Here is a 21,011-nt window from a genome sequence, read left to right on the forward strand (position 1 = left end):
TTGTGAATTGTACCTACCAAATCCGAAGGAGCTTACCGATATAATGACTTAACTGACGAAAAAAGTACCTCCTCCAACAATCAGTGCCGCAATAAAAAAAATACCAAAATACCATTTTGTAAATTTAAAACTGATCCCGGATCCGTCCCACCAAATCTTCGCAAAGATCACAATTCCAAGAAGAACAATACTAATAAACGCAATCAGTGCATTCTCCATTTTAATCACCTAGACCTCTCCTGCTTCTAAATTCAGCCCATTAAACATACTCCCAGATTAGAGTCATTCCTTAAAATTCTCTATACCTAAAAAGGTATATCTTCCATTACAATAGATTGTATTCGCTACTACGTTCAAGATTAGAGGTGTCTAAAAATGAAAGTAAATCAGCAATCCGACATTGTTATCAGAAATTCAACACTTAGGGAATGGATGAACGGACAGACCCGCATGAACCCGGAGGTGTTTCTCACCCTCGCCAGGTCCATCGTAGCTTGTGTTCTGCAGCTTCATCAGTTACAGATCCTTCATCTCGATTTGCGGCCGGAGCGGATCGGTGTTCGTTCTAATGGACAAGAAGCCTATTTAATAGATTCAGGTTATGCCCTCCATCGTTCAGACCATGGTTATTTGCGTCCAGCCGGTTATGGTATATCAGATGCAGGCCTCGCCTATTGTTCACCTGAGAATACAGGAAGAATGCTGCGGACAGTGGATGAGCGAAGTGATCTGTACTCTGTAGGCATTATTTTCTACGAATTATTGGCCGGACATCTGCCTTTTCTTGCCGACAATCCGCTGGAATGGGTGTATATGCACCTGGCCCAAGTCCCCCCTCCGCTGACCCAGGAGCAGACCTATTTACCTGAAGGCTTGGAAGCTGTAGTCATGAGACTGCTCGACAAAAATCCGGATAACCGCTATCAAAATGCCGGTTTTTTATTGGCAGACCTGGATAAAGTCGGACGTTCCCACGACACCTTTTTTATGGAACCGGGGTTTCACGGCAGAGAATATGAGATCTCCATGCTGACCCAGGCTTTTTATTCTGCTTGCTTCGGATCAACCGAAATGGTGTATGTGTCCGGTGAAGCCGGTATCGGCAAAACAAGCCTTATGGACGAGGTTTTCCGCAAACAGCAGCATGCCCGTAATTTTTTTTATGTCACCGGAAAGTTTGAGCAAATCTCTAAAGAAAGCCCTTATCATCCGATTATTCAAGCCTTTCGCGGATTGATGCGGCATTTGCTGGGTGAACGCAAGGAACAGTCCGAGCTGTGGAGACAAAAGCTGCAGGAAGCACTCGGGGCAAGCGCCAACGTGATCACTGCCATTATTCCTGAAGCCGAGCTGATACTTGGCCCCCTGCCCTCTGTGGAAGAGCTTCCGGCTAATGAATCGAAGAAACGGTTTATCTATGTTTTCCGCAAATTTGTTCAAGCGCTGGCTTCTAAAGAACATCCCCTCGTCCTGTTTATCGATGATTTGCAATGGGCGGATTCTTCGTCGCTGCAGTTAATTCACGCGCTGTTGTGCGATCCGGAATGCCAATATTTGATGTTCGTCTGCGCTTATCGCTATAACGATATAGACCTTAACAGTCTGCCAGGGTACGGACATGGCGGGAGCGTTACCGATCAGGCAGCTATCCGGCATATTCATCTGTCCCCGCTCAGCCTTGAACAAATGAACGATATTACGATAGAAACCTTGAATACCCAAGCGGATACTGCGCTATCTTTTACAGAACTGCTATATCATAAATCGAATGGCAACCCGTTTCATTTCAAGCAAATATTGTTACGCCTGCAGGATGACAGCATTCTGGTGTATAACCATGAGAACCGGTGCTGGCAATGGGATTTGGGATCGGTCATTGGGCAGGAACCCAGCTATGCGATCAATGACTTGATGGAACACAGGCTGCGGCGTCTACCCGTCACTGCGCAGGAGCTGCTTCAAATTTCGGCTTGTGTAGGAAGCACCTTCCATCCGAATCTGATAGCTTGTGTCGCTAATCGGGAGATCGGAGATGTCATGTCCGAATGGCCCCAGATTGAAGCCGAAGGGATGATAGTGGCAGATGAAGCGGGTACCTTCCGTTTTGCCCACGATAATATACATAAGCTGATTTACAATCAGATTGATGATGATACGAAACAAGCGATCCATAGCTCAATAGGCAGAGCTTTGAACAGGGAGGCTTCCGGGTACGAAGAGAACTTGTTTGATGTGGTCAACCATCTGAATAGAGGCTCTGGCAGAATGACCGGAGAAGCCGAGATCCTTCAGCTCATACAATTGAATCTGGATGCGGGAAACCGCGCCAAGGCCACCTCCGCTTATGACGTTGCGCTGGGTTATTTCAGAAAAGGGGTAGAATTGCTGCCAGCAGAAGCTTGGAGCAACACCTTCGAGCTCTGTTTCGAGCTGCATGCTGAACAAGCAGAATGTGAATATTTATGCGGTAATGCTGTGGAGTCTGACCGCATAATTGACTTCTTGCTTCTCCGTGCGCGCAATGCTGCTGAGCGGAGCAGAGTGCAAATGATCCGGATTATGCAATACATCAATCAGGGTAAATATCTGGAGGGCACTGCGCTCGGTCTAGAAAGTCTGCGGGAGCATCATGTTAACATTTCGCCCAATCCGGGCAAATTCGAACTGTTCATTGAAGCGCTGAGGATCGATGTGCTGCTGCATAACCGGTATGACCGGCTCGCGCATTTGGAGGAAATGTCCGACAAAGACCGGATTGCTGCGATGCATCTCATTCTGGCGATTACTCCCTCCACCTTCTTCACGAACAAAGAGGTCTTTTTCCTGCTCATGTGCAGAGCCATTCAGCTATCTATTAAGTATGGAAACACCCCTGTTTCCGCAGCAGTCTATTCTGCTTACAGTATGCTTCTGGGATATGCACGGGGGAAATTTGATAAGGGCTATGCCATTGGCAAGGTCGGAATTGAGCTTTCCGAGCGTTACAATATTACTTCAGTTAAAAGCAAATCTTATACCATGTTCGGCGGTGTACTCTGTCAATTTGCCGGAAATGCCCGTGAAGGAGATGCTTACTTGGCAAAAGCGCTTCGTTTCGGGATGGAATCCGGGGATTATGTATTTGCCAGCTATGCCATGGGTGCGCACATTAACTCACTCTACACAAGAGCACCGTTAAGTGAATTTTCCAGAACGATAACTGAATATATGGTATTTCTGGATACAACCAACGACGAGTTTGTGAAGCAGAACTTTTATCTGTATCAGCAATTTATTCTTGCGCTGCAGGGAAGAACCCTTTCTCCGGATTCGTTCAGCAGCACAGGCTTTGAAGAAGAAGAGTTCCTGGGCCGGATTCATATGGAGGAGACCTCGGCTACCACCTTATTTCAGTACAGCACCTACAAGACTCAACTCAGCTATTTGCTGGGTAATTATGAGGAAGCTATCCGCTGGGCCAGTCAAGCAGAGCCCTATGAAGCCTATGCCACACATCTTCCGCATTTGCCGGAATGCCTGATGTATGAATCGCTTGCCCTATTGGCAGATTCTGAACAGCCTGGGAAACGGGCACATTTGAAGAAACGATTCAACAGAAATTTCCTCCGCTTCAAAAAATGGGCCGCATGGAGTCCGGCCAATTACCGGTCCAGGCATTACCTTCTGCAGGCTGAACATGCGCGTGCCTCTGGTAAAGGCATTCTGGCTGAGGAATTGTATGATAAAACCATCCGTGAAGCAAGAGAACAAGGCGATGTTCAGGTGACAAGCCTTGCGGGTGAACTCGCAGCGAGATACTACCGGAATCTGGATAAAGGTAAAACAGCCCTCTTCTATTTGCAATTGGCGCTTGAGGCGTATACACAATGGGGAGTGCAGATAAAAATAAAGCAATTAGAGGACCTGCTACTCTGCTGGCAACGCGGGGAACAGGCTAATGAATTGTCTGAGATCATCCCTATTCCGGCGGACCGGAGTGATGTAGAGTTAGCTGGAGAGGCTGCCGGTACTCATCATGAGACCCATGCCCTGGACGGCCTGGATCTTGCAGCGATTCTCAAAACCACTCAAATGATAACGAATCAGATGGACAGTGAGACAGTGCTTGCGGAAATCATGAATACCATTATGAAATATGCGGGTGCCAGCAAGGGTGCTTTGCTGATGGACAATAAGGATGGACTCAATATTCAGGCGTATGCCGATTCAGAAGCGCAGGCTCCCCTCCCGCCTTCTGAGCTGAATGATAGCCTTCTATTGCCGGAGGGCATCATCCGGTATGTCTTTCGCACACAAGAGCATGTCCATTATATCGGTGGTGAAGAGAGCTGGCTGATCCATAATCCTTATATTGCGAAGCATCGGCCCGGGTCCGCACTCTGTATACCGGTAACCGTTCACGGGAATATGCTGGGTGTCCTCTACCTGGAAAACAAGCTGGCAAGCGGTGTATTCGCGTATGATCGCCTAACCGTTCTTCAGGCTATGGCATCCAATGGAATTTTATTCTGCATGCTGCAAAATACGGCCGGACAGTCCAATAAAGACCCGGAAGCGGAAGAAGCCTCGTTGTCCGCTATAATGGAGGAACCACTTACCGAGCGGGAGTTAGAGGTGCTTTCCCTATTGGCGGCAGGACTGTCAAACAAGGAGATAGCCGACCAACTGGTCATCGCGATTGGGACGGTAAAAGTGCATGTAAAAAATATTTTCGCCAAACTAAAGGTCAACCGGCGTACCAAAGCCATTATCCAGGCGAAGGAGCTCAATCTGCTTACCCGTCCATGATTTCTTCCGGCATTCTCCTTTCCTGCTCATGTATAAATGCCATAATGATACAGAAAGAGCCGATTCAACGATGGATCGGCTCTCTTTCTGTATGGGTAATGCAGTTTTCCGGCTAATCCTATAACTAGACTGTTAAGCCGTTACTCACTGCGCAGCGCTGCAACCGGGTCTTTCTTCGCGGCCATCTTGGCCGGAATGAAGCCGCCGATCATCGTAAGCCCTACACTGATCACACCCAGAATTAATGCATGCAACGGGTTGAGCTGGGCTACGTTTGACAGATCGGTCAGATTATAGAGTATCGCATTAACCGGAATGGTAAGCAGGTAGGTAATACCAATCCCCAGAATCCCGGAGCAAGCCCCGATGATAAAAGTCTCAGCATTGAATACCCGTGTAATATCCTTCTTGCGGGCGCCCAGTGCGCGCAGGACTCCAATCTCCTTCGTCCGCTCCATGACAGAAATATATGTGATAATCCCGATCATAATCAAGGATACTACCAGGGAAATCGCGGCAAAAGCAATCAACACCATGGTAATCCCGTCCATGATACCACCGGAGATGTTGGTAACCATAGCCGCCAAATCGGTATATTTCACCTGATCCTTGGATTCACGGCCTTCATTCCATTTGTCCAGATAAGCAGTGACCGATTCCTTGGCACTGAAATCAATCGGGTACAAAGAAACTGAGCTAGGAATATCTGTTGCCCCTAGGGATGCAAGCACATCCTCTTTAGTCAAGGAAGCATGCCCTCCTGCTGCGCCTCCGCCAGGACCCATCATCAGCCGGTTTGTACCTGCTGCTCCGGCTGAACCACTACCCGCGACACCATCTGACAATGCTTGACCGGTCAGCACATTGACGTCTGCTTTTTCCTGTGCCAATACGATCTCGGATTTCTGTGCATCTGCTATAAATGAAGCGGCAAGCTCATCCGAATAGGCAATGCCTGGAGACATTGTAGATACACTGGAGCCTTCCTTGCCGCGCAGCACCCCAACGATGTTCAGAGTCACTGCTTTAGGGCTGTTATAGAGCTCTGTTAAATTCGACGCTGTTCCGTTTACGACAAACTGCTCACCGTTTTTGCGGTAATAGTCATTATTCATCACAAGCTTCAGCTGAGTTCCAATAAGATCTCCCAGATTGATGCTGTCCACTTTATAATCGAGCCCCAGGGCATCTACCGCAGCATCGGTCAGGCGGTTATATTCGTCCACAATGAGTACGACATCCGTCTTCCCGGAAGGATATTTTCCCTCCAGCACATCATAATATTGCTCCAGATAGCTCCCTGTCTCACTTCCCTGTTTGCTGGGATATGCCGTTAAGCTGATATTATTTTTATCCAGCGTGGTCGCCGTTTGTCCATCCGATACCAGTACATTCATATTCACGGTGCGGGTATAGGAAATTCCGTCAATTAGCTTAGGATCGATTTTCTTTAGATAATCTATATATTCCTTGGTCAGCACATTGGTATGCTGTGTAGAGTTTTCGCTGGGGTCATAGGGATACAGCTTTTTCTCTGCAGGGTATGAGGGAAGTTCTGATGCTCCGTCTCTTGGCGGCCCCAGCTCTACATTCATTGCCGTCTGATTGATCGAGATCGGGAAGTTGGAGAGCGCCCCGGTTTCATAGGAGCTGATCTGCTTATCGAATCCATTCGACAAGGACAGAATCAAGGCGATACCAATGATCCCGATACTTGAAGCAAAAGCCGTCAGGCCCGTCCGCCATTTCTTGGTTGCGATATTTTTCCCGGATAATTTCAAGGCGGTAAAAAAACCCATGCTGGTCTCTTTCAGCTTGTAGGAGCTTGAGAGCTTTTGATTGGCCAGCGGATTGCTGTCCGATACCGCATGTCCGTCCGAGAAGCGGATCACGCGGTCTGCATAGCTCTCGGCCAACTCCGGATTATGGGTAACCATGATGACCAGTTTATCTTCCGCGATGGTCTTAATCAGCTCCATGATTTGCTCACTGGTTTCTGTATCCAGAGCACCTGTCGGCTCATCCGCGAGAATAATGTCCGGATTGTTGGCCAGGGCACGGGCAATTGCGACCCGCTGCATTTGTCCACCGGAGAGCTGGTTTGGTTTTTTATGGACATGCTCCTTGAGTCCAACCTTCTCCAGCGCTTCAAGCGCCTTACGGTGCTTCTCAGCAGAGGCTACCCCGCTGAGTGTCATCCCCATCTCCACATTATCCGTAATACTCAGATGTGAAATCAGATTATAGCTTTGGAAAATAAAGCCCACACTGTTATTGCGGTATGCATCCCAATCTCCGTCTTTGAAATGCTCCGTGGATTGGCCGTTAATAATCAGCTCCCCGCTGTCATATTGATCCAGTCCGCCGATGATATTCAGCAGTGTTGTCTTACCCGATCCGCTCTGGCCCAGAATCGCAACGAATTCACTCTCCCTGAAATTCAGATTCACCTTATCCAGTGCAACCTGTGTGAATTCCCCGGTCTTATAGCTCTTGGTGATGTTTTTTAATTGCAGCATCGTATTCTTCTCCCTTTCCGTACCCGTGTGATCATTGATCGTTACTCTCTCTCTCTTCTTGTCTTGCTGGCCCCAGTATAAGCGCCCAATGTAAACTAAACCTAAACTTCACCAGTTGAGATTCACTTGATCTTGATGAGGTATACTTAAGTCATCTATATAGTGAAACCAATGAAGCATTCCAGGAGGAAACCCCATGTTTAATATTCTTGTGGTTGAGGATGACAGCAAATTGCGGCAGCTCTTCTGTACAGTCCTGACCAAAAATGGATACAACGCCATCCCGGCAGTGAACGGCGAGGATGCACTCACGTTACTGGATAAGGAATATATCGATCTGATCATCTGCGATATTATGATGCCGCGTATGGACGGCTACGAGCTTACGCGGACACTCCGGGACAATAACAACAATCTTCCGGTTCTCATGGTGACGGCACGGGAGAACTTTGCTGACAAACAGCAGGGATTTCTCGTCGGAATCGACGATTATATGGTCAAGCCCATTAATGTAAATGAAATGATTCTACGGGTTGGGGCACTGCTTCGCCGGGCCAGGATTATCAGCGAACGCCGGATCGAATGGGGACGAACGGTGCTCGATTATGATGCGTTAACTGTCATTCAGGGCCAAGAGAGCACCCTTCTTCCGCAGAAAGAATTTTATTTACTCTATAAATTAATCTCTTATCCGAACAAAATCTTTACCAAACAGCAGCTGATGGATGAAATTTGGGGAATGGATACAGAATCCGACGAGCATACAGTGGTGGTTCATATTAACCGTTTGCGCGAGCGTTTCAGGGAAAGCTCTGACTTTGAAATTGTCACCGTAAGAGGATTGGGCTACAAGGCGGTGAAGCTGGGATGAGGCTCAAAAAAAACAGAGGTTTGTGGTGGTATTTTGTATCGTTGGTGTTTGTGATTATTTTGTCCTTCCTTTTACTCATGTTGATCTTAGCCTATCTATACATTCGCCTTGGCAATGAAACTATACAGAACAGAAATCCTTTTCCGCCTATTCTGACCATTGTTTTGTTCAGTCTCGTCCTCGGGACAACCATCACCGTGACCGTGGGCCGAAAAATATTATCTCCAATTGCGGATCTGATCAAGGCGGCCAAGGTGGTCTCCACAGGCAACTTCGACATTCATTTGAATGAATCGCACCGGGTGGGTGAGATCAGCGACGTTGCCCATCACTTCAATCTTATGGTTCAGGAGCTGCGCAGCATCGAGACCCTCCGCAATGATTTTGTTGTCAATGTGTCTCACGAATTCAAGACGCCCATTGCCGCTATCGAGGGGTACGCCACACTCTTGCAGGAGGATAATCTCAGCAAAGAAGAGCATGATGAATACACCGGCATGATTATAGACAGCGCCCGGCAATTATCCACCCTGTCCGGCAATATTCTCAAAATCTCCAAGCTCGAAAACCAGGAACTGCTCACAGAACAAACGGAATACCGCTTGGATGAGCAGCTCCGTCAGGCTCTGTTATTGCTGGAGCCGGCCTGGGCTCCCAAGCAGCTGAACCTCAACATTGATCTGGACGAGCTGCAGTATTATGGGAATGAAGAGCTGATCATGCAGGTATGGCTCAATCTACTTGGCAATGCGATCAAATTCACGCCGGAAGGCGGGGAAATCTCCGTCTCTCTCCGGCCCGGAGACCCTTGGATTAGAGTGGTCATATCCGACACAGGAATAGGAATGACCCCTCAGGTCCGCAAGCATATTTTTGAAAAATTCTACCAAGGCGACCCTGCACGTTCCTCCGAAGGCAACGGACTGGGCCTGCCTCTGGTCGGACGCATCATCAGCTTAAGCGGAGGCACCATTGCGGTAAATAGCGAGCCGGGACAAGGTTCAACCTTTACGATTATGCTGCCTGCAGGTAGTGAATGAAGGCAAACATGAAAGAAACGCAAATAAGGATGTCTTAAAGCGTTAGCTTCAAGACATCCTTATCTCTGTAGGACAGAGGCAGTTGAGGCGGGGCATTCGATTAGAGAAGTACCGGCCGGATTCTGCCGTCTTCTTCATAATGCAGCTCCGTAAATTTGACACAGCGTTTGTGGTCCACGCCGCCGGACAAGGATGCGTCATGGTAGAACAAGTACCATTTCCCGTTAAATTCCACGATGGAATGGTGGGTCGTCCAGCCCACGACGGGTTCCAGAATCGTTCCTTGAAACACAAAAGGTCCACAAGGCTTGTCGCTCACGGCATAGACGATTTTATGGGTCGTGCCTGTGGAGTAGGACAGATAATATTTCCCCTTATACTTATGCATCCATGGACCTTCGAAATATCTCCTGTCTTCATCACCGGCAAGGATAGCGTTCCCTTCTTCATCGGTAATGGTTATTTCCCCGGGGGCCGATTTGAAGGACAGCAAGTCTTCCGTCAGTTCCGCTACCCGTGGGCCGTAAGCCGGTTCTCCTGCGTCTTTCTCAGCTGCATCCGGCTGGTACACGCCGGTTTGCCACTTTTCTAACTGTCCGCCCCATAAGCCGCCGAAATACATATAAGCTCTTTCGTCCTCGTCAACAAATACTGCGGGATCGATGCTGAAGCTCCCTTCGATATAGCTTTCCTGAGCCAGAAAAGGACCCGCCGGCGAGGCTGCCGTTGCTACGCCAATACGGAAAACGCCCTCCTTGTCACGGGCCGGAAAAAACAGGTAATAGGTCCCCTTCCGGTACGCGGCGTCGGGTGCCCACATTTGTTTGGAAGCCCAGGGGACATCACGGAGATGAAGCGCCTCTCCATGATCCACACACGGAGACGCTGGATTTTCCAAAGAAAATACATGATAATCTTCCATCGCATACTGGTCGCCATTATCGTTCGTAGGACCGCCATGGTCGATATCATGGGATGGATAAATATACAGCTTGCCCTCAAATACATGAGCGGAAGGATCGGCTGTATAGAGATGGGTAACTAACGGTTCATTTTGTGCTGCCATAACAGAATTCTTCCCCTCTTTGAAATGTTTACACCCGTCATTGAAACATGCCTGACGGCAAAATTATTCTTTCACGCCTCCAAGTGCTACACCTGCGATAATATACCGCGACAACAGGAAATAAACTACAAACAGCGGCAGTGCCGTCAAAGCCAGACCCATGTATATCGAGCCGAACTCCATCTTGTAAATATCACCGCGAAGCAAACTTACCATGATCGGCATCGTGTACTTCTCTTTCTGTGTAAGGAGAATCATCGGCATGAACAGGTTGTTCCAGTTGGCTACAAAAGCAAAGATCGCTTGTGTCGCTATTGCCGGCATCATGAGCGGCATGATAATCCGGTTGAACGTGCGGAACTCGCCAGATCCGTCTACCCGTGCGGCCTCTACAATCTCAATGGACAATGTGGCGAGCAGGTATTGACGCATGAAGAACACTACCGCCGGCGCTGCAATTGCAGGCAGAATCAGCGGAAGGAAATTGTTCGTCCAATGCAGTTTATACATGAATTGATAGAACCCGATCGCGCTTGCCTGGGAAGGAATCATCATCACGCACATAATGAAGGTAAAGAATGGACCCCGCAGCTTCCAGCTATACGTTACGAGCCCATAGGCTGCCAGGGACGAGAAATAGACGGTACAGAGTGTTGCAGAACTTGCGATAATGAAAGAGTTCATAAACCCTTGAATCGGATCAAAGCTCTTGTCGAGCAGTACCTGCAGGTTGCGCATCATGTGGGACGAAGGAAGCAGCGAGATTCCGCTCTGGATTTCCGGTGTAGAGCGTGTGGCGTTTACAAACATGATCCAGAACGGCAGAATGCTGAGCACCGCCAAAGCGATGCAGACCACATAGATGATGGTTTTGTTTATTCTCCGGCTTACTTTACCATTTTCCGATATTTTCTCCATGCGCTACACCTCCCTCGCGGCTGCTTGAGCAGCGTTTCTGTACTTTTGTTTTTGGATTTTCTTTAGTTTGGCCGCATCGCGGTCGCGCATCACGTAGAACAGTAAGCCCGACAGCAAAGCTGAAATTAGGAACATAATCATACTCGCTGCTGCAGCACGGTTATACATGTAACTGCCCTTGAATGCCTGCCCGTAGATAAACATGGACGTGGTAAGCGTGGAGTCATCCGGTCCGCCCGTAAGGAATAATTGCGGAATATCGAACATGGTCAAACCACCCACCATCGAGGTAATCAGGGTGAACAGCAATATTGTACGCAGACTCGGCAGTGTGATACGGAAGAAAATCTGGAACCCGTTCGCACCATCAATCGCTGCAGACTCGAAGAGTGCCGGATTGATACCCATAACGCCTGCAATCAGAACGATCATGGTATTACCGTACCACATCCAGAACTGGATGAATGACACAATGCCACGCGCTGTCGTCTTATCCTGCAGGAAGAATATCGGACTGTCGCTCCATCCCATCATATGAAACAAACTATTTACCGGCCCCATCGGGTAAGCGAACAAAGTACTGAACAGTACAGCAATTGTACTCGCAGTAATGATGTTTGGCATGTAGAGCAGAACCTTGAACAAGCCTTGTCCTTTTATGTTAAGGCGCCGGTTCGTGAACCATGCGGTCAAGAGGAGCGCAAGAAGCATCTGAGGGACGAAGTTCGTAATCCAGAGCAGCCCCGTGTTAATCAGAGACTTCCGGAATGAAGGATTATCAAAAAGGAGATCCTTGAAATTCTGAAAAGGGTTATCCAGCATATGAATCGGCTTAGGTATTAGTCCCTTCATATCGGTAAATCCAATCACTGCGGTGTATAAAATGGGATACAGTGAGAAAATCAGAAATGCAAGAACAAATGGAAAAGTAAAGATATAACCGTATTTCGCATAGCTGACATCTTTGCGGCGCATGCTCTCACCTCATTAGTTGATATGAAGGGGCGGGATAACTCCCCCGCCCCTCCGATTCCTTCTTATTCGCTTTCAATGCCAAGCTGGTCTTTGACTTGCTGCTTGAAGGTTTCGATTGCTTTATCACGGGTCTTATTGCCTGCAGTGTATTCGCGTACTTGATCTCGCCAGATCTTGTTGATAGTTTCGTCGAACTGGGTCAAGTTCTTACCTGAAGCGTTAGCATTGGCTGGAACGAACACATCAAACATGTTTTGTCCGCCGAGCAGTGGAACTTCACCGTTGGATTTCGACATTACCACGGAGGAAGCAACGCTATCCTTCGTGCCCTGCTCGCCTTGCTTCATCGTGCCGTTAGCCCAGTAATACTGAAGGCCTGTTTCGGAAGTATCCAGGGTAACCCACTTCACAAAGTCAGCAACTGCTTGCTTCTTAGCATCGTCCTTGGTCACGTCTTTGTTAGCCAGCAACCAGGTACCGCCCCAGAAGAAACCTGTTGGCGGCTCAGTAACTGCCCAGTCGCCATTCGTGTCTTTCACTTGACCGTTCATCACGTAGTTGATGAGCCAAGCAGGACCGAAGAATCCGAAGATTGGCTGAGCGCCGGTACCGGACATATCCGCATACCATGCTTCTGTCCAGTCAGTGGTATCGTTATGATAGCCGTTGTCTTTTAGCTTTTTGGAAAGATCCAGGAACTGTTCGCGCTTTGGATCAATATGCAGTTTGCCATCGACCAGCCAGCCTGTGTCAGAACTGTTCTCGATCGGGTGCCAGATATCGCCGTCACCGGATACGATGCCGTATCCTTTAGCTTTCAGCTTCTTAGCTGCATCGAAGAATTTATCCCAGCCGGGTCCAACTTCAGTTTTGATGGTAGCCGGGTCATCGGTTCCAAATACATCCTTGGCAATCGAGCGGCGATAGATAAATGCTCCGCCGGTTGCCTGGTAGCCGAGGCCTTTCAACTGCCCGTCTTTGCTACCGATATCAACCGAATATTGGGCAATACCCGCGTCCTTAACCATTTGGTCATCAAGGCCAAGATCAGCATAGTTAGCAGCATAGGTGGATGCGTCACCTTGTGTATACTTAAGCACGAACGCCGATTCAGCTGCATAAATGTCCGGTGCATCTTTGCCGCCAGCGGCAAGAGCCTGGTCAAGTGCAGGCTGATAAGCACCATCCGTGGTTGCAATTACCGTAGTTTTGAACTCCACATTTGCATCGGGATGGGTTTCCATATACTTCTTGGTCATGTTTGGAATCTCGTCCGTGAAGCTCCATAGATTGATGGTCACTTTTTCGCCCTTCCCGGCTGCTGGAGCCGCGGCAGTACTGGCGGATGGAGCTGGACTTGCGCTTGGGCTGGATGAATTTGAGTTTGAATTGGAATTTGAGTTTCCGCCACACGCTGTGAGAGCTGATGTCATCACAAGCATTGTAGAGATCCCCACCAAAACACGTTTCATACTTTTCATACTTTGCCTCCCCTTTATATTGATTCCTCGGTTTTGTGTAACCGCATACATAATTATAGAACCGATCACCCGTGCGCATAAGGAACCACTCATTGGGAAAAATTCCACTTTTATTAGATTTCGGCCAATCATCAACCTCCTGAATAATCCTTATCCCCCTGATTTCCGGCCTGAAAATAACAAAAAAACCTCAACCCGTAACAACGACGGTCGAAGCCAGTTACATTACCGTTTCAACTTGAAAGTCCCGCTGATCCATTTGGATCAGCGGGACTTTCCGTTCACTGCTTTTTTTATGAACCAGATGAGTTTATTTCTGGCTGGCGAGGAATTCATTAAGCTGTTTTTGCTTTTCGGCAATGACTTTGTCGAGGCCGGCGGATTTTTGGGCGGATATAAACTTGGGCAGCATTTCGTCCAGATCAACCGAACCCGTCTCAAGTGCCTTCTGATATTCTCTTAGAACATTGGCCAGTGCTCCGACCTCCGATTTAACCGGTTCGCTGTCAAAGGTAAAGCCGAGCGCCGGCGATGATTTGGCACCTTCATTGAACTTTTTGAACTGCTCCCACTTGTCCGGGGCTTCCGAGCTCCACACATAGTTCAGGAATTGGTTCCCCAGCTCCCAAGCGACGCCCGGCGCATACTGACCGGATTTCTCCGTCTGGGTCATGACATTGCCGCTGCGCGTATAGTGTGTGCCTTCAATGCCGAAGTTCAGCAGGTTAATAATCTCTTGATCCGTGTGCAGCAGGTTAATCAGCATCATAGCGCGTTCCGGGTCCTTGGACGTTGTAGAGATGGCCAGCATGGCGCCGGTAGTCTCTGATGTTGCGACCGTTTTGCCGGTCAGCGTAATCTGGGCAAGCTTGCCGTCAAGCGCTGTCGCGGATGCAATTTCCTCTGCCTTCCCCGGCTTGAGCGGCTCTACGGTGGAGAACACGTTACCGGTCTTGTAGGCATCGAGAGATGAAGTTTGAGAAGTAGCTGCATCTTTGTTAATGTAGCCCTTCAGGAAATAATCCCGGGTTACTTTCAGCGCATTCAAGTACTGCGGGAATTCTTCGGCCGGTTTGACTATGGCATCCGTACTATTCTTATCAATGGCGCCAGGTATCGTCGTATCCCCCAGATAATCCAGCTCCACAAAGGAGTGTGAGGAGAATGTTCCGCCTGTTGTATACAGCGGATACATGTTCGGCTTCTTCTCTTTGACGATCTTATAGACAGCATCGAGATCCTCAATTTTCTGAACCTTGCTCATGTCGATGCCGAGTTCATCAGCAATGTCCTTCCGGTACACGATACCACCTGACGATGCCAGTTCTTTATTGGTTGGGACTGCGTAGTTTTTACCGCCGATTTTGGAGCCGCTTAAGAAAGCCGGGTCCAAGCTATCCTTGATGCCCTGGCCATATTGATCGAGCAAGGGGCCGAGATCCATGTATACGCCTTTGGCCACGTTCTTCGCATAGCCGTTCCATGAGGCTGTAAACAGAATGTCTACAGGCTCGCGCGAAGCGATCATGAGGTTAATCTTATCATCCCATGCCCCCCAGTCGATCGGTGCGATATCAATCGTTGCATTGATTTTCTCGGTTAAAATCTTGTTCAGCGCTTCCTCTACAAGAGCTTCGTCCGCCTGCGGTGCACCTTCGTAAACCAGCTTTAGCTTATAAGGCTTCAGCTTCGAGGCATCTGTGGCTGCATTATCAGTGGTTGTATTCGCAGGAGCGTCCGGTGCGGTGCTTGCCTTGACGCTTTCTCCCGGTGCGGCTGTGTTAGAATGGTTTGAATTCCCGCAAGCCGTAGCAGCCAAGGACGACATAATTAATACTGTTAGAAGAAGTGCAGTCTTACTTTTGGTGTGCTTCATCTTCAATTAATCCCCCCCAAATGATATATGGTGCCGGCCCCCTCAGCCTTTGACGGAGCCGACTGTCAGTCCCTTGATAAAATACTTCTGGAAGAACGGATAGGCAAAGACGATCGGCCCGACGCCCACGACGACCATCGCCATCCGCACGGTCTCACTCGGAAAGTTAACCATTCCGCCAGCCCGGGTAATCTCAGCCATTGCGTTCGGGTTACTGGAGAGGTACTGGATATTGACCATCATCTTGTAGAGAAAGTATTGTACCGATATGTTGTGATTGTCAGAAATAAATACCAGGCTCAGGAACCAGTCGTTCCAGTACGTCAGCGTCTGGAACAGTGCGACTGTCGCCAGAACCGGCAGCGACAGCGGCAGCACAATCCGGATAAATATCCGCAGTTCCCCGGCCCCATCGATTTTGGCCGACTCCAATACCGCCTCAGGCACAGTCTCCTTAAAGAAGGTGCGCATGATCAGCACCCAGAATGCAGACATAATCAGCGGCATAATCAGTGACCACAGCGTATTTCTGAGGTCCAGCATCTGCACGTATACCAGGTACCAAGGGACCAGACCGCCGGAAATCAGCATCGTAAGAAAAACAAAGAATGTAAAAAACTTGGCCTGCGGGAAGTGACTCCGCGAGATCGGGTATGCATACAGCGCGATTACGATGACGCTCAGTATCGTACCGATCACCGTGACCGCTATCGAAATCCCGTAAGAATGAACGATCTGATCGATATCTTTAATCAGAAACCGGTAAGCCGCCAGATTGAAGTTCTCCGGCAGGAACCGGTATCCGTGTGTCATGACGGACTGTTCATCGGAGAAAGATACCGAAACAACCAGCAGTAACGGCAGGATACAGAGGGCCGAATAGATCACGAAGAAGATGTTGATGAGAACTGACGCCCGTCCCGACAGCTGATTCTTTGAACCTGAACCGGATACAGATTTGCTCATTATATTTGCCATAGGGGATCCTCTCTTAGAACAGCGCGTTCTCGCGGTTAAAGCGGCGAACGACCCAATTGGATACAAAAACCAGCACGAAACCGACTACGGATTGGAACAATCCGGCCGCTGATGAAAGACCGATATCCCCAACCGTCAGGAACGTACGGTAAACATAGGTATCGATAACGTTCGTGACGGGGAACAACGCCCCTGATTCACGCGGCACCTGGAAGAAGAGTCCAAAGTCGGCATTGAAAATCCGGCCAATCTGCAGCAATGTCATAATCGTGATGACCGGCATAATCAAAGGAATCGTGATTTTTTTCATCTGCTGCCACTTATTCGCCCCGTCAATCGTTGCCGCTTCATAGTACTCTTCATCGATGCCGATGATTGCCGCCATATACACGACCGTGTAATAGCCCATGTTCTTCCACGTGTTAATGATCGGCAAGATGATTGGCCATACTTCCTTCGTGAAATACCAGCGCACAGGCTCCAGGCCAAGCGCCGGCAGCAGCGTACCGTTGAAGTAGCCACGTTCGTCACTCATGAACCCGTACACCAGGTACGAGATGACGATCATGGACAGAAAATACGGCAGGAACATAATCGTCTGGTGCAGCTTCGAGAGGAAGCGGTTCTTCATCTCATTAAGCATTAAAGCGAACGCCAGCGGAAACCCCAAGTTCAACACAATAAACAGTGAATTATACAGCAGCGTGTTGCGGATGATGATGTATGAATCTTTTGAGGCAAACAGGTATTCGAAATTCTTCATCCCCGTCCAAGGACTTCCCAGAATTCCTTCCTGGTAGTTGATTGTCTTAAAGGCAATAATAATCCCGGACATTGGGATATAATTATTGATCAGGAGCAGAACGATTCCCGGCAGCATCATCACGTAAAACATCCAAAAAGCACGAAGATTCTTCACGATAGAAAATGTAAATACCGATTTTGGTTTCGTAGGAGCCAGCATAACTTTCAATAGAGTTGTTCCACTCCTTTCACTGAGTTTCGCCATTCTTCAGGGCTCAATTCCCCATTGGAGGGCACCTGCGATATAACCAGTCGTTTTGCTCCAGTCAGCATATGCTGTATGTGCCGGGTCGAAGGAGTAATCCCCTGTCTGTGTGTAGCTCGACCAATCGGTCTTGCTCACACGGATCTGAATCTCAATGCTGGCTCCAGCCGCCAGGCTTCCGGCTCCGCCCGTAAAACCAACCTCCAGATAAGAGTCTGCCCCGGTCCGGGGAGTTGCCAGCTTAGCGAAGGTTCCCGTCACGTTGCTGCTGCCGGCGCTCGACCAGTCGCACCAGAAGCTCTGGTCCTTATCCCCATCGATCGTGTAATAATAACGCAGCTTCACATCGGATAAATTGACCGCGGAGGTGCCGGTGTTTGTCAGCTTGATCCGCGGATTCAGTGTGTTGACCGTGGCTGCTACACTGGAATTGTACTGCTGCACCTTGATGGACCCGCTTCCGCCGGTGGCGGTATTGATTACTGAGATCGTAAGGGACGCACTCGCTCCAGCGCTGAAATTGAATGTCAGGGTAGTTGTGCCCACCGGCTGGGCGCCCAAGTATGCCCTTTGAATGGTTACCGTTGAGCCCGAAACTGAGTAATCCGTACCGGCAACCAAAGATGCCGTTCCGTTCTTAATACCAGTGAGCGTGTTGCCGTTTAGCGTCAGCGTCACCGGAATACCGGCTGGATTCACGGCATTCTTGTCATAGACAGCGACCGTCGGAGTGATCACCGCGTTGGTGACTGACGAATCCTTCACTGCGATGGATAGCGCGGCAGAAGATCCGGCGCTAAACAGGAACGTAAGGTTCGTTGTTCCGGTTGGCTGCTGCGCGAGATAGCTTTTGAGCAGCGTAATGGTGTTGCCTGATACCGTGTAATCCGTGCCTGCAATCAGGGACACCGTACCATTCTTAATACCAGTGAACGTGTTGCCGTTCAGGGTCAGAGTCACCGGAATGTTCGCCTGATTCGCAATTTTCTTGTCAAAGGCAGCGGCAGCAGGACTGATTGAAGAGTTACTGCTATTTCCAGTTGCAAATGCGGCTACGAATACAAGCCCGGAATTCCAATACACAGTATGCTCGTTTGTCGTCCATTCCTGGAAATTATCGTTATAGTTTTTGCCTGCGAATCTCGATATCTGGTTTCCTATGGTGATATCATTGGAGAATTTATTCGGTCCTCCGACCAGATAGCCCTTAGGTACCCCAGGCAAATTGTCTGTTCTGTACATGATACTGAACGGATACTGTACGCTGTTATCTCCATAACCCGAAACGAAGGAGACGCCTACCGGGTTCTGCCCGAGAATCCAGTCTAACTGGCTGTAGGTAATTTTATTAATGATTGCGCGGTTGCTCTCGAAGGTTCCCAGCAGCTTCGTCCCGATAATCATTTCCATCGGCGTATCCGCAACCTGCATGGTGATACCCCAATAATAGTTACCGTCTTTGATGATGCTTTTCCAGGCACTGTCATTATATCTGCTTACTTTGTCATTGAACCATTGCTGATATTTGGTGGTGTACCAGCTTACGACAGCGGAATTAGGATTAGCGGCTTTCAGATAACTGAAGAAGCCTGTATTCCAGGTGTTCGCCCATCCGCTGGCGAAATCAAGGGTGTCTTCGAAATAAATTCCCATATTCGTATAGTTTGCAAGGAAATAATTATTGTATTTGGCGTTCCCCGTCGACCGGTACAGGGAGCCTGCAGCCCATAGACGATTCGATGCATCATCCGTGACATCATACGGCCATCGGCCCGTGTTAGGCGTACGGATATTCTCCGGATGCGCCTCCAGATATCCCCATGCCGCTTCGGCTGCATTCAAACAGCTCTGAGCAAAAGCCGGATCGATATTCTGGTAAATCAGGTAGGCATGAGCCAATACACCGGCTGCAGTAGCCGTATCAGCGGTTGTTTTGATGCTGGTCCGTGAGCTAACCGTATCCTTATCAATGATTTGCCTGTCGACCATATTGTCATCATCCTGGAAGGTTACGCGCGCATAGAAACCGCCGGTTGCCGGATCCTGCATCTTGAGCATCCATTCCAGTTCCCATCTTGACTCATCCAGAATATCGGGGATGCCGTTTCCGCTCTCAGGAATATTAAATTGATTGTCCGTAAATTTCTCCGGCATGATTTCATAGGCCCAGAAGAGATCCGACAGGGCTTTGGCACCGGCGTTTACGTACTTGCCTTTATCCCCCGCATCGTACCATCCCTTGGAAACATCTTTTTTAACAGAAGGATTAGACATGAAAGGAACTGCTGTATCAGGAGTGAAATCGCTTCTCTGATAATTCTGGGTGTACGGGCTGGTAATATTAATTCCGGTTCTCTGGTAATAGAAGTATCTCGATACGTCAGTTAGGAAAGGGGCATAGATATCGTTAGCCTCGCCGATGGAGAACTTGGGCGAATTCTGAAGGCCCTGTACCGCCACATAATATTTTCCCGGAACCGTTAGAGGGGTAAAGTCTGCAGTGAACACCCGCTCTCCACTGTCGATAGCATCATAATTCTTGGTGAGCACAAGCGTTCCGGAGAAGGCCGTGGAGTTGGTAGCGGTATTAATAATGGTGAACGGAGTACCCGCATTAACCGTGAGGACATCCTCAAATCCGGTCACGAGTGCCTGCTTTACGCCATTCGCCGGATATCCTAATTGATTGACCTTGATGGGGGCATACTCTTTCTCTTTATCGGGAGAGGTAACCCGGATATCATTGAGCCAGACCTTTAACGGCTGAAACCCGTTATTCTTAAGCGATAATGAATCTATGGAGGAAATGTTAATGCCTTGCGAGACCTGCATCAGATCCTTTAACGGGATCTTTACATGCTTCCAGCCCGTCGTGATGCTGGTATAGCTGTTAATGTTAACCGTAGTGGTAATTTCATTCCCTGCAGCCCTTTCGAACACTCTGTCTTTGAAGCCAAGGAGAAAGGACTCTCCGCCTGCATTCCCCTTAATATTGAACTCAAGGAAGCCGTGGGGATAATAAGAAGTGAAGTCATATGCTTTCCAGCCGGCAACCGTAATCAGAGCATTGTACCAGGACGGACTCGTAGGGGTCTTCGTGTTTAATAGCAGCGATGGCAAACCGTTGTACATGGTTGTCGTATCGATAGGCAGCTTGCTATCCACCGTCTCAAGTCCAAATCCGCTATCCCCGGCCCAGCCATCCGATATCGTACTGAAAATGCGGTAGTCCACTAAGTCTCTCCACCCTGCGGGCGCTTCGCTTGCAGCAGCAACAGTCTTGATCGGATTCGAAAAAAGAATGCTCACAAACATGGTAAATGCCAGGAATACACTTGTTTTTTTCCTCATTGCCTCTCCTCCTAATCGTTTTAAGAGCGTTACACCTTGAACAGCTTCGTACAAAACAGGCATGAAACATATGCTTATCTGTCATTTTAATTCACTCCGCTGACGCTAATATATAGAAGAAATAAGTGAACATAGAAGA

13 protein-coding genes are annotated in these 21,011 nt (G+C 48.7%); 3 read left to right on the plus strand and 10 right to left on the minus strand.

All coding sequences use genetic code 11. The annotated features are described in order from the left end of the window. Window positions 1–48 precede the first annotated feature (48 nt). Window positions 49–228 carry a hypothetical protein gene (locus A3849_RS08835; RefSeq protein WP_074111065.1) on the minus strand — a complete coding sequence of 60 codons (180 nt, stop codon included), beginning with the start codon at window positions 226–228 and terminating at the stop codon, window positions 49–51. A 147-nt stretch (window positions 229–375) separates the two neighbouring features. On the opposite strand from A3849_RS08835, the gene A3849_RS08840 reads away from it, so the two are divergent. Then, window positions 376–4,788: a helix-turn-helix transcriptional regulator gene (locus A3849_RS08840; protein WP_074111066.1), complete on the plus strand. Its 4,413-nt coding sequence runs from the start codon at window positions 376–378 to the stop codon at window positions 4,786–4,788. Between the two features lie 140 nt (window positions 4,789–4,928). Here the strand turns inward: A3849_RS08840 and A3849_RS08845 are convergent, their stop codons facing one another. Continuing rightward, window positions 4,929–7,307, minus strand: a complete 2,379-nt coding sequence (locus A3849_RS08845) for an ABC transporter ATP-binding protein/permease (RefSeq protein WP_074111067.1) — start codon at window positions 7,305–7,307, stop codon at window positions 4,929–4,931. A gap of 196 nt (window positions 7,308–7,503) precedes the next feature. Between A3849_RS08845 and A3849_RS08850 the strand changes: the two genes are divergently transcribed. Beyond that, a complete protein-coding gene (locus A3849_RS08850) occupies window positions 7,504–8,178 on the plus strand; it encodes a response regulator transcription factor (protein WP_074111068.1) in 675 nt (224 codons plus the stop codon). Then, entirely contained in the window at window positions 8,175–9,218 is a 1,044-nt protein-coding gene (locus A3849_RS08855) for a HAMP domain-containing sensor histidine kinase (protein WP_074111069.1), read from the plus strand. The genes A3849_RS08850 and A3849_RS08855 overlap by 4 nt, the downstream gene beginning before the upstream one ends. Window positions 9,219–9,318: 100 nt before the next feature. Here the strand turns inward: A3849_RS08855 and A3849_RS08860 are convergent, their stop codons facing one another. The 8 genes from A3849_RS08860 to A3849_RS08895 form a co-directional block, all read right to left on the minus strand. Then, complete coding sequence (locus tag A3849_RS08860; protein ID WP_074111070.1) at window positions 9,319–10,284, minus strand: glycoside hydrolase family 43 protein; 966 nt, start codon at window positions 10,282–10,284, stop codon at window positions 9,319–9,321. A 63-nt stretch (window positions 10,285–10,347) separates the two neighbouring features. Then, window positions 10,348–11,202 (minus strand): carbohydrate ABC transporter permease, encoded by an 855-nt coding sequence (locus A3849_RS08865; protein WP_074111071.1) that lies wholly within the window; start codon window positions 11,200–11,202, stop codon window positions 10,348–10,350. Window positions 11,203–11,205: 3 nt separating this feature from the next. Next, window positions 11,206–12,177, minus strand: a complete 972-nt coding sequence (locus A3849_RS08870) for a carbohydrate ABC transporter permease (RefSeq protein ID WP_074111072.1) — start codon at window positions 12,175–12,177, stop codon at window positions 11,206–11,208. A gap of 62 nt (window positions 12,178–12,239) precedes the next feature. Next, entirely contained in the window at window positions 12,240–13,478 is a 1,239-nt protein-coding gene (locus A3849_RS08875; RefSeq protein ID WP_256700705.1) for an ABC transporter substrate-binding protein, read from the minus strand. 490 nt (window positions 13,479–13,968) lie between these two features. Continuing rightward, window positions 13,969–15,534: an ABC transporter substrate-binding protein gene (locus A3849_RS08880; RefSeq protein WP_074111095.1), complete on the minus strand. Its 1,566-nt coding sequence runs from the start codon at window positions 15,532–15,534 to the stop codon at window positions 13,969–13,971. Window positions 15,535–15,576: 42 nt separating this feature from the next. Further along, complete coding sequence (locus A3849_RS08885; RefSeq protein ID WP_083613414.1) at window positions 15,577–16,512, minus strand: carbohydrate ABC transporter permease; 936 nt, start codon at window positions 16,510–16,512, stop codon at window positions 15,577–15,579. A gap of 13 nt (window positions 16,513–16,525) precedes the next feature. Then, window positions 16,526–17,476: an ABC transporter permease gene (locus A3849_RS08890; protein WP_074111097.1), complete on the minus strand. Its 951-nt coding sequence runs from the start codon at window positions 17,474–17,476 to the stop codon at window positions 16,526–16,528. 48 nt (window positions 17,477–17,524) lie between these two features. Continuing rightward, window positions 17,525–20,872 (minus strand): glycoside hydrolase family 9 protein, encoded by a 3,348-nt coding sequence (locus A3849_RS08895; RefSeq protein ID WP_074111073.1) that lies wholly within the window; start codon window positions 20,870–20,872, stop codon window positions 17,525–17,527. Window positions 20,873–21,011: the final 139 nt, after the last annotated feature.

It is taken from the genome of Paenibacillus sp. P46E (assembly GCF_001909095.1).
Lineage (GTDB): Bacteria > Bacillota > Bacilli > Paenibacillales > Paenibacillaceae > Paenibacillus_AQ > Paenibacillus_AQ helianthi.